The sequence below is a fragment of the Streptomyces niveiscabiei genome (genome assembly GCF_001419795.1).
Classification (GTDB): domain Bacteria; phylum Actinomycetota; class Actinomycetes; order Streptomycetales; family Streptomycetaceae; genus Streptomyces; species Streptomyces niveiscabiei.
This window is the reverse complement of the sequence record NZ_LIRL01000480.1, coordinates 1-9591: the sequence shown is the minus strand read 5'-3', so window position 1 is coordinate 9591 and position 9591 is coordinate 1. Positions and strand designations below refer to the sequence as shown.

Below are 9591 nucleotides of genomic sequence, written 5' to 3'. Positions count from 1 at the left end.
CACCCCAGCGGCGACGCGACGACATGCCGCAGCGCCAGCACCCCCGCCCCGGCGCCGGGGTCGCCAGTGCCGTGTCCGTGTCGGTGCTGGCGAGCATCTGGAAGGGGGCCGGCCTCTACACCTGGGCCGGCATCGCCGGTGTCGCCGTCGTCGTACCCGTACTCGGCGCCGGGGCGGGGGTGCTGGCGCTGCGGCATGTCGTCGCGTCGCCGCTGGGGTGGGTGCGGAGGATCCGGCCACAGCTGGGGAAGGGCGCCTGGGCCGTGGTCGCCGGGTCGGTCGCCGGTGTGGTCGTCCTGACGTTCATGGTGTTCGTCCTGAGCGTCGGCCTGGTGCTCGTCCCCTTCCTCATGCTGCTGCTCGTGGTCGTCGTCGGCATCGGCGCCGTAGGGATCGCGGGGGCGCTCGCCCGGCTCGCGGGCCGGGTCCTCGCGCCCCGGGCGCGCTCCGCCGCCGTACTCATCGCCGCCGAGCGCCTGCGCGACGACCCCTGGGCGGCGGCCCGCACCCACGCGGCCGTCCTGCTCGTGACCGTCGTCGGCACGGGGTACGTCGGCGTCCGCGCCGCCCTCGTCGACACCCTTCGCCGTGGCCGGCACGCCGAGAGCGACGCCTTCTACCTCGCCGGCCTCGACCTCACCGCCGCCGCGATCGGCCTCGGCCTCCTCATCGCCCTCTCGGGCCTCGCGGTCGGCGCCGCCGAGTCCCTCGCGAACCGCCGTCGCGGGCTCGCGGCGCAGGTCGCGGCGGGGGTACCGCGTACGGTGCTGGCGCGGGCGCTCCTCCTGGAGACGGCCCTCCCCCTCGCCCCGGCGGTGCTCTTCGCGGGCGCGGGCGGGCTGGTGCTCGGCACCTGGTACGGCGCGCTGGCGCACGTACCCGTCCCGTACCACTCGCTGCTCGTGCCGCTCGCGGTGTACGGCGCGTGCCTGCTGGCGGCGGCGACGTCGCTGCCGCTGCTGGGGAGGGCGGTACGGCCGGGGGAACTGCGGCAGGCGTAGGCCCCACGGACGTACAAAGCACGGCGCTCACAGACCACCCGCCCCGGAATCGGAGGGGAATTCCGGGGCGGGTATGCGAAAGCCCGGATCTCAGGCCGATATGCCGTCGATCCGGGCTAGTGCGTCGTCCGCGCCGTATGGCCGCAGGTACGGCAGCCAGCGCGGGTCCCTATGGCCGGTCCCGATGATGCGCCAGGCCAGGCCGGTGGGTGGTGCGGGTTTGTGGCGCAGGCGCCAGCCGATCTCCGTGAGGTGGCGGTCGGCCTTCGTATGGTTGCAGCGGCGGCAGGACGCGACCACGTTGTCCCACGCGTGCTGCCCCCCGCGGCTGCGCGGGATGACGTGGTCGACGCTGGTTGCGACGCCACCGCAGTACATGCACCGGCCCCCGTCACGCGCGAACAGCGCGCGGCGGGTGAGGGGGACGGGCCCCCGGTAAGGGACTCTGACGAATCGCTTGAGCCGGACCACGCTGGGCGCGGAGACTGTGACGGTCGCGCTGTGCAGATAGGCGCCCGAATCCTCCAGGGAGACTGCCTTGTTCTCCAGGACGAGGACGAGCGCGCGGCGGAGCGGTACGACGCCGAGGGGCTCGTACGACGCGTTGAGGACCAGGACATGCGGCACGGATGCCTCCTTGGGCGTCGGCGGCGCGTGGCTCGCGCCGGGACGATCTGGTAGTCAGTCTCCCCTCTTGCCTGGTGAACGCGCCACCATCTCCCGGTAACGGGCTGGGAGTGTTTTCGACCACACCCCATGTTTTGCCGCCGTACGCCCCCTTCAAGCACGGGTGAGACAGGTCTCTGCGGGGGCGATCGGACAGACCTCCACACAATGCCCCGTTAGTGTGGTGTGCCTGCCCGTACGGTGACCTTTTCGTGACCTCGCCGCGGGCTGCCGTTGCTCCTGGAGGTTCCTGCCGTGTCCCTGTCCGCCGCCTCGCCGACTCCTACGCCGTCGCCGTCCGTGTCACCCGACGTGACCGTGCCGACGCTCCAGGACGCGCAGGAGAGCGCGACCAACGCCGCGAGCTGGGTCGAGCAGAACTGGTCGACGTGGCTGGCGATCGGGCTGCGGGTGCTGCTGATCCTCGTCGTCGCGGTGCTCCTGCGGAAGTTCGTGCTGCGGGCGATCACGAAGCTCATAGACCGCATGAACCGTACGGTCGAGTCCGTCGACGGCACCGCCCTCGGCGGCCTCCTCGTCAACGCCGAACGCCGCCACCAGCGCTCCCAGGCCATCGGCTCCGTCCTGCGCTCCGTCGCGTCCTTCCTGATCCTGGGCACCGCCGCCCTGATGGTCCTCTCCACCTTCCAGATCAATCTCGCGCCGCTGCTCGCCTCCGCCGGTGTCGCCGGTGTCGCCATCGGTTTCGGCGCCCGCAACCTGGTCACCGACTTCCTCTCCGGCGTCTTCATGATCCTGGAGGACCAGTACGGCGTCGGCGACCAGATCGACGCCGGGGTCGCGACCGGTGAGGTCATCGAGGTGGGGTTGCGGGTGACCAAACTCCGGGGCGCCGACGGCGAGATCTGGTACGTCCGCAACGGCGAGGTCAAGCGCATCGGCAACCTCTCCCAGGGCTGGGCCACGGCGGGCGTCGACGTCACGGTCAAACCCACCGAGGACCTGGACCGCGTCAAGGCCACCCTCACCGACGTCGCCGAACGCATGAGCAAGGAAGAGCCCTGGAACGAACTCCTCTGGAGCTCCATCGACGTCGTCGGCCTCGACTCCGTCCTCCTCGACTCCATGGTCATCCACGTCACGGCTCGCACCATGCCGGGCAAGAAACTCACCGTGGAGCGTGAACTCCGGTGGCGTATCAAGCGGGCCTTCGACGCCGCGAACATCCGGATCGTGGGTGGCGTCGCGATACCGGGCGAGGAGGAGACCCCGGACCCCTCGGCGGGGGTTGCGGCGCCGTCGGTCTTCTCCAACGCGGATTCACCTCAGTCGGTGGCTACTACGCCGATCGGGGCGCCGCAGCGGGGTGTGCCGAAGTAGGGGGGCGGAACGGTTCGGCACACTCGTTCGAGTGAACGGTGAGTCATTCCGCCGTACGGCGCGCTCGACAGCTCGATCGTTCTGCCGGGGCACCCGACGCGGGCTTAGCCTGGCATCAGTGCGACAAGGAGAACCAGCGATGAGCGCCGAACCGATCATGGAGCCGGTGATGACGCAGGTGGACCCCATCGATCTGTTGGAAGCGTTCGGGAAAGCGGCAGCGCCTGTGCCGGTCCGGGCGGAGTACATCGAGGGGACGGGCATCTTGCCGCCGCAACCTGAGCACCGGCACAACGCCGGCGCCGTGAAGCTCATCGTCCAGTTCCACCTGGCCGGACTGGACCTGGCCGGTGTGAACGACGGCTTCCGCGTCGCTCATCCCGACGGGCGGACCATGGCTCTGGTCGTACCGGACTTCTACGTCTGCCGCCGTGATCCGACCGAACTCGACGAGTCCTACCGGGCGACGCACCGGGGCTGGTACCCCGTCGACATGCTCGCCCTCGTCGGCGAGGTCACCTCCACGAACCACGAGACGGACACCGGCCCCAAGTTCCGCACGTACGCCGCCGCCGGCATCCCCGTGTACGTCCTTATCGACCGCCACGCCGGGACGGCGCACTGCTACACGGACCCGGTGCTGCCGGGGGAGGACCCCACCGAGGCGTACTACGACACGGACGTGAAGGTCGGCCTCGGCGATCCGCTGCCGCTTCCGGCGCCGTATCCCACCCTGGACACGGGGTCATTCCTCCGAGGCTGACCCGGGCCGCGCCGTCATCCGTGGTTCCACGGACTCGGGTCACCGGCGTCACCGGTGCCCAGTTCGTCGCCGCAGCACGGGCAGTCGGTGCCGACGGTCTCCCGCTCGGGGAGGCTTCCGGGGGTGGACGTCGAGGAAGCCGTAGATGTAGATGCCGTACGAGTAGTCGTTGCGGGCACCGATGCGGCGGAACGGCGCGGGAAGCCGGATGGCGAGCCACACGAGGGCGTACGCGAGACAACGGAGGTCGGGGAAGGTTGGGAAATCTCTGTACGACCGGGACCTCGACTCGTTCCTGGAGGCCATGGGGGCGTTTCTCAACGGCATCACGAACATGTACGTCAACCGCGGCATCGAGGAACCGGCCCAACCGGACTGGCAGTTGCTGGGCACGATCATCCTCGCGGGCCGTGACTACGAGTAGGGCAGGCTCCTCGCCAGAGGTGTTTTGAAGGTCACGGCGGCTCTTCCGAGTTGCCGTGACCTTGCGCTTGATCGCCAGGTCAGAGCCCTCGCCGCCCCGTCGGCAAGGCCGCGCGATACGCCTCACACAGCCCCCCGAACTCCCGCCGCTGCAACTCTCGCAGCGCAAGCGCCTCCCGATCCCGGGGATCCAGAAGGTACCCAAGGGGTGCAGGACGAAGACGGAAGCCGACGGCTCCCCAGCGAAACGTCGTGTCGGCGACCGCGCTGCACCCGTCCGCGAGAGTCCATACCGCCTCGGAGACGAGGATCGCGCCGAGCCCGAACCCCCGCCACGCGGGGTCGAGTTGGACGGAGTGGAGGACGAGGAGGTCGCCGTCGGTGGAGGTGATGTGGTCGTGGAACGGGGGCCGGTAGCCGCCGTGGCCCATATCGAAGATGCCGAGGAGCGCGTCACGGACCCCGGGCTCCGGGAAGTCCTCGGGCTGCCAGTTGAAAAGTTCCGCCTTCCGGGCCCGGATCAGCTTCAGCTCGCCGATATCTCCGCCGGCCGTCCGGTTCCTGAAGCGGTCCACCCGTACGGTCACCGTCCACTCGTCGGCCCCGCCCCACTCCCCTTCCCCGCTCACGACCCGCGACTGCCGGTGTTCCAGGGCGAGTCCACGAGGATCGGCGGGCAGGTCGGAGGCGGGTCGCTGAGGCATGGTCGAGAAGCCTAGGAGATCCCCATAAGGAACCGAACACACGCTCCCCGCGTATTCATGGGCAGAAGGTTCATGCGCAGGTGGTGACACGAACCGATCAAGATCCAGTGAAGTCCGGTGCGCGGTGAGCCTCGGGGCGGTGATACTTGCGGCGCGGACGGGACACGGGGGAGGTCGGCAGTGGGGAATCGGCCGGATGTGGGCGGTCGGAGAACGGCGTGGGCGGAGAACACCGAACGGCTGAGGCGCGCGGCGACGACGGAGCCGGGGCGGCTGCGGATCATCGGCGCGGTGCTGGCGGTGCTGGTCGTGGCGTTCGGCGCGCTCACCGCCTGGCAGATGACCGACCGTTCGGACGCGGCGGACGGAGTCCTGTACAAGAGCCAGCCGTTGACGAGGGACGCGGCGGACATCTACCGCGCGCTCGCCGAGGCGAACACGGCCGCGTCGAGCGCGTTCCTCGCGGGCGGCCAGGAGACGCCGCAGGCGCGCCGGACGTACGAGGACAGCATCGACGCGGCGGCGAGGAAACTCGTCACGGCCGCCAACAGCGCTGAACAGGGCTCCCCTTCGGCCCAGGCGATCACGAAGCTGAACACGGCCCTCCCCGTCTACAAGGGCCTCGTCGAGCGCGCGCGTACCTACAACCGCATGGGCTTCCCGGTGGGCGGCGCCTACCTCCGGTACGCCAACCAGAAGATGCAGGACGAGATGCTGACGGCGGCACAGAGCCTGTACGACCAGGAGAACGCCCGCCTGGACGACGACTACGACGCCGCGAAGCCCTATCCGTGGGCGGCGATCACGCTCGGCGTCCTCGCGCTCGCCGCCCTCGCGGGCACGCAGGTGCGTGAATACCGGCGTACGAACCGGGTGTTGAGCCACGGCCTGGTCGCGGCGGCCGGCGCGACGACGGTCGTCCTGCTGTGGCTGGTCGTCGGACACAGCGTCGCGCGCGCGGAGTTGACCACGTCGTACGACCACGGTGTGCGCTCCCTGAAGGTCCTGCACGACGCGCGGATCGCGGCGTTGAAGGCGCGGGGTAACGAGAACCTGACGCTGATCTCGCGCGGCGCGGAGACGGTGAAGGTGGGCAAGGACACCAAGGACAAGTACGACGTGGAGTACGGGGACGAGATGGGGGCACTCGTCTCCGGCCTCACCCGGGCGGAGACCCTCGCGGACGACAAGTCCGGCCGGACGCCGGTCACTTCGGCCCGGCAGAGCGTGAACGAGTGGAAGTCGCGCCACGCCGAGGCCCGCGAGGCGGACGAGAACGGCAACTACGAGGTCGCCCTGAAGCAGGTCGTGGGCTCCGGCGAGACCACCGACGACTCGTTCGGCGCCGTCGACAAGAGCCTCGAACAGGCCATCTCCCACGAGCAGTTGGAGTTCAAGCAGGCCGCCAGGGACGGCCGGGGCGCCTTCTCGGGTCTCCCTCTCGGCGCCGGTGTCCTCGCCGTCCTGGCCGCAGCGGGCGCCGTACTCGGCATCGGCCGCAGACTGTCGGAGTTCCGATGAGCAGGGGAGGATCCATGCGAGGGCGAGGCAGGGGCCGAGGCTGGGGTGGAGTCGGCGTAATGGCGACCCTCGTCGGCGTACTCGCGCTGGCCGTCGTCCTGTTGCTGCCGCTGGCGAGGGAACACCGGGAGAGCCGGGCGGTGCAGAAGGTCGCGGATACGACGCAGGCGGCGGCCGAGACGTGCAGGAACCCGGAGGCGCAGACGTTGAGGCCGTCCACGGTGGACGGCTCGACGATCGCGGCGATCAAGGCGCGGACCGGACAGGCACGCAAGCTGATCGTCGGCGTCGACCAGAACAGCTACCGCTGGGGATACCGCAACCCGAACAACAAGGACGCGGCACTTGAGGGTTTCGACATCGACCTGGTGCACAAGATCGCGGAGAACATCCTGGGTGACCCCAACGCCGTTCAGTTCAGGGCGATTCCGACGAACGAGCGCATCAACGCCATCAAGAAGGGTGAGGTCGACATGGTCGTAAGGACCATGACGATCAACTGCGAGCGGATCAAGGATGTCGCGTTCTCCGCACCGTATTTCAGGACGGGACAGCAGGTCCTGGCACCCAAGGACACCGGAATCACCGGCTACGACAAGAGCCTCGCGGGCAAGAAGGTTTGCGTGGCGCTGGGTTCGACCGCCAAGACGAAGCTCGAAGAGAACAACCAGGGTGCCACTCCCCTCGTCGTCCCCAACCAACTCGACTGCCTGGTAAGGCTCCAGCTCGGCGAGGCCGACGCGATCATCACGGACGGCGCTCTCGCCGCGAGCCAGGCGGCGCAGGACCCGACGCTGAAGCTGGAAGGCACGCCGTTCACCACCGAGTTCTACGGCGTCGCGATGAAGAAGGACGCGAACGACTTGGTGAGCAGGGTCAACCAGGTTCTCGCGCAGTACCGTTCGGGCGGCTGGCAGGACTCGTACCGGACCTGGCTGTCGCAGACGATGGGTCCCAACTCCGCGCCGTACCTGCCCGATCCACCCGTCTACCTCCGAACCAGCTAGCAGCAGCACCCCCGTTAGACGACCACACGGACAGGGAAGATCGACCGCACAGAGCAACCACTCCCGGCAGCAACACCGGCAGCAACGACAAGAGGTGATCGATGGGCGTCGCGGGACCCCCTGGTCCGGTGATGGACCGGGACGAGGTGGACCGTGCGCTGGCGCGGCTCGGCCAGGAGCACGAGGCGATCGAGACCTCCTTGCTGGCGCTCCAGGACCACGCGGGCCGGCGTCTGCTGGAGGGCGCGGAGCTGACCGGCGTCACGCGCGAGCGCTGGGCCGCGGCCGACACCGCGATATCCCTGCTGTGGACGTACTTCGACGCGTACACGGACGCCCTGCGCGCGGCCCGGGAGATCCGCTCGCGACGCCGCTGGTCCTCCCGCGAGGACCTGGTCGAGCTGACGGAACTCCTGCGCGGCGAACCGATATCCGTGGCGGGCACCGGCGTCCTGGCGGAGCACTTCTCGCTGGCGGCCCTGGTGGACCGCATGAACGACCTGTACGCCTCGTCCCTGGACCTGGTGGTGGCGGCGGACGCCGTCTGGTCCGCGCTCCCGGCGCGGATCGATTTACTGGCCGCGGAGTTGCAGCGCACCCGCCACCTGGCGCACTCGGTGGGTGTCCGCCCCGGCGAGCACCCCTCGGGCGACGACCTGGAGCAGATCACCCGCACGCTGACGGACCTGCGGGCGAAGGTGGTGTCCGACCCGCTGGCCTACTGGGTTCCCACGAAGGGGAGTTCGGCCCCGGGCGGCGGCCGTCCGGACACGACGGTGTACGACCGCGAGGCGCGCGCCCTGGAGGACGTACGCCGGGAGATCGACGCGGTACTGACGGTCCGTCAGGACGCGGAGCAGCGTCTCGTGCGGCTGAGGGACGTCCTCTCCCGCGCCGACCGCACCCTCGCCGAGGCGAGGTCGGCCCGCGGCGAGGTCCTGGCGAAGATCGCGGCGACCGAGGTCCCGGTGGTGAGCGGCCCTCCGACGGCGCTCCAGGAACAGTTGGCGGCGGCGGCCGAGTACCGCAGGCAGGGCCAGTGGCACCGGCTCTCCCCGCTGCTGGAGTCCCTTGAGCAGAAGGCGGACGACGAACTGGAGCGCGCCCGCGAGCAGTTGGGCGCGGTGACGGCGCCGCTCGCGATCCGCGCCGAGCTGCGCGGGCGGCTCGACGCGTACAAGGCGAAGGTGGCGCGGCTCGGGCTCGCGGAGGACCCGTTCCTCATCGAGCGGTACGACGCGGCGCGCCGGATGCTGTGGAGCGCGCCCTGCGATCTGCGGGTCGCGGAGCAGGCGGTCCTGCGGTATCAGCGGCTGGCGGCGGAGCTGCTGGCGGCGCCGAAGGACCAGCGGACTGGGGGTACGTCATGAGTCAGGCCGGCCAGAGCTGCCAGCGCCCGGGGTGCGAGGGCGCGTACGAGGACGTCGGCGGCGGCGAACTGTACTGCGACACCTGCGGGTTGGCGCCGGTGGTGTCGGCGACCGGCATGGTCGGCTCGCCCGCCACGAGCGGCATCACGCCGTCCCCGTCGTCCACCTCGTCCCAGTCGTCCAGGTCCCGCCGCTCGGTGTCCGGGCGCCTCTCGCGGTCGCTGTCGGGCAAGGCCTCCAACCGCTCGGTGTCGGTGCGCAGTTCGGGCGCTTCGGCGGGCTCGTCGGGGCGGGCGCGGCTCGGTGCGGGCCTGGTCTCGGTGCCGCAGGTCCCGAAGCCGGACCCGCGCGCGATGGTGCTGGACAACCCGGAGGTGCCGGAGCGCAAGAGGTTCTGTTCGCGCTCCGACTGCGGTGCTCCCGTGGGCCGTTCGCGCGGCGAGCGGGTGGGGCGGACCGAGGGGTTCTGCACCAAGTGCGGTCACCCCTATTCCTTCGTACCGAAGTTGAAGTCCGGGGACGTCGTGCACGGCCAGTACGAGGTGGCCGGGTGTCTCGCGCACGGCGGGCTCGGCTGGGTCTATCTCGCCGTGGACCGCGCGGTGTCGGACCGCTGGGTCGTACTGAAGGGTCTGCTGGACACCGGCGACCAGGACGCGATGGAGGCGGCGATCTCCGAGCGGCGCTTCCTCGCGGAGATCGAGCACGCCAACATCGTCCGCATCTACAACTTCGTCGAGCACCTCGACCAGCGCACCGGCTCCCTCGACGGGTACATCGTCATGGAGTACGTCG

Annotated in this window: 10 protein-coding genes; 8 read left to right on the top strand and 2 right to left on the bottom strand. The window is 70.1% G+C overall.

Annotated features, from left to right (window positions below; genetic code table 11):
* The coding region (locus AOK24_RS23090) for a hypothetical protein (RefSeq protein WP_055721977.1) at positions 1-1001 on the top strand (1001 nt) is incomplete at its 5' end.
* 90 nt (positions 1002-1091) lie between these two features.
* Here the strand turns inward: AOK24_RS23090 and AOK24_RS23085 are convergent.
* On the bottom strand, positions 1092-1628 hold the full coding sequence (locus AOK24_RS23085) for an HNH endonuclease (protein ID WP_010354180.1): 537 nt from the start codon (positions 1626-1628) through the stop codon (positions 1092-1094).
* A gap of 279 nt (positions 1629-1907) precedes the next feature.
* Between AOK24_RS23085 and AOK24_RS23080 the strand changes: the two genes are divergently transcribed.
* The 3 genes from AOK24_RS23080 (at position 1908) to AOK24_RS48630 (ending at position 4195) form a co-directional block, all read left to right on the top strand.
* Positions 1908-3008: a mechanosensitive ion channel family protein gene (locus AOK24_RS23080; protein WP_055721976.1), complete on the top strand. Its 1101-nt coding sequence runs from the start codon at positions 1908-1910 to the stop codon at positions 3006-3008.
* 139 nt (positions 3009-3147) lie between these two features.
* Positions 3148-3771: a Uma2 family endonuclease gene (locus AOK24_RS23075; RefSeq protein WP_055721975.1), complete on the top strand. Its 624-nt coding sequence runs from the start codon at positions 3148-3150 to the stop codon at positions 3769-3771.
* 208 nt (positions 3772-3979) lie between these two features.
* On the top strand, positions 3980-4195 hold the full coding sequence (locus tag AOK24_RS48630; RefSeq protein ID WP_055721974.1) for a DUF7660 family protein: 216 nt from the start codon (positions 3980-3982) through the stop codon (positions 4193-4195).
* Positions 4196-4274: 79 nt separating this feature from the next.
* On the opposite strand, the gene AOK24_RS23065 is transcribed toward AOK24_RS48630, so the two are convergent.
* Positions 4275-4898, bottom strand: a complete 624-nt coding sequence (locus AOK24_RS23065; RefSeq protein WP_063799501.1) for a hypothetical protein — start codon at positions 4896-4898, stop codon at positions 4275-4277.
* A 198-nt stretch (positions 4899-5096) separates the two neighbouring features.
* Between AOK24_RS23065 and AOK24_RS23060 the strand changes: the two genes are divergently transcribed.
* From AOK24_RS23060 to AOK24_RS46225, 4 genes are all read left to right on the top strand, one after another.
* The gene (locus AOK24_RS23060; protein ID WP_055721972.1) at positions 5097-6419 is read left to right on the top strand and encodes a hypothetical protein; all 1323 of its coding nucleotides are present in this window, start codon (positions 5097-5099) and stop codon (positions 6417-6419) included.
* Entirely contained in the window at positions 6416-7426 is a 1011-nt protein-coding gene (locus tag AOK24_RS23055) for a glutamate ABC transporter substrate-binding protein (RefSeq protein ID WP_410483160.1), read from the top strand. Before AOK24_RS23060 ends, AOK24_RS23055 begins: the two co-directional genes overlap by 4 nt.
* Positions 7427-7527: 101 nt before the next feature.
* On the top strand, positions 7528-8796 hold the full coding sequence (locus AOK24_RS23050) for a coiled-coil domain-containing protein (RefSeq protein WP_055721970.1): 1269 nt from the start codon (positions 7528-7530) through the stop codon (positions 8794-8796).
* Positions 8793-9591 (top strand): serine/threonine protein kinase (locus AOK24_RS46225; protein ID WP_276206851.1); only part of this gene is annotated, 799 nt, incomplete at its 3' end. The genes AOK24_RS23050 and AOK24_RS46225, both read left to right, overlap by 4 nt.

Excerpts from the sequence above, each read along its gene's own strand:
- AOK24_RS23075 (WP_055721975.1), top strand. The coding sequence starts at position 3,148 with ATGAGCGCCGAACCGATCATGGAGCCGGTGATGACGCAGGTGGACCCC.
- AOK24_RS48630 (WP_055721974.1), top strand. The coding sequence starts at position 3,980 with ATGGCGAGCCACACGAGGGCGTACGCGAGACAACGGAGGTCGGGGAAG.
- AOK24_RS23065 (WP_063799501.1), bottom strand. The coding sequence starts at position 4,898 with ATGCCTCAGCGACCCGCCTCCGACCTGCCCGCCGATCCTCGTGGACTC.
- AOK24_RS23055 (WP_410483160.1), top strand. The coding sequence starts at position 6,416 with ATGAGCAGGGGAGGATCCATGCGAGGGCGAGGCAGGGGCCGAGGCTGG.
- AOK24_RS23050 (WP_055721970.1), top strand. The coding sequence starts at position 7,528 with ATGGGCGTCGCGGGACCCCCTGGTCCGGTGATGGACCGGGACGAGGTG.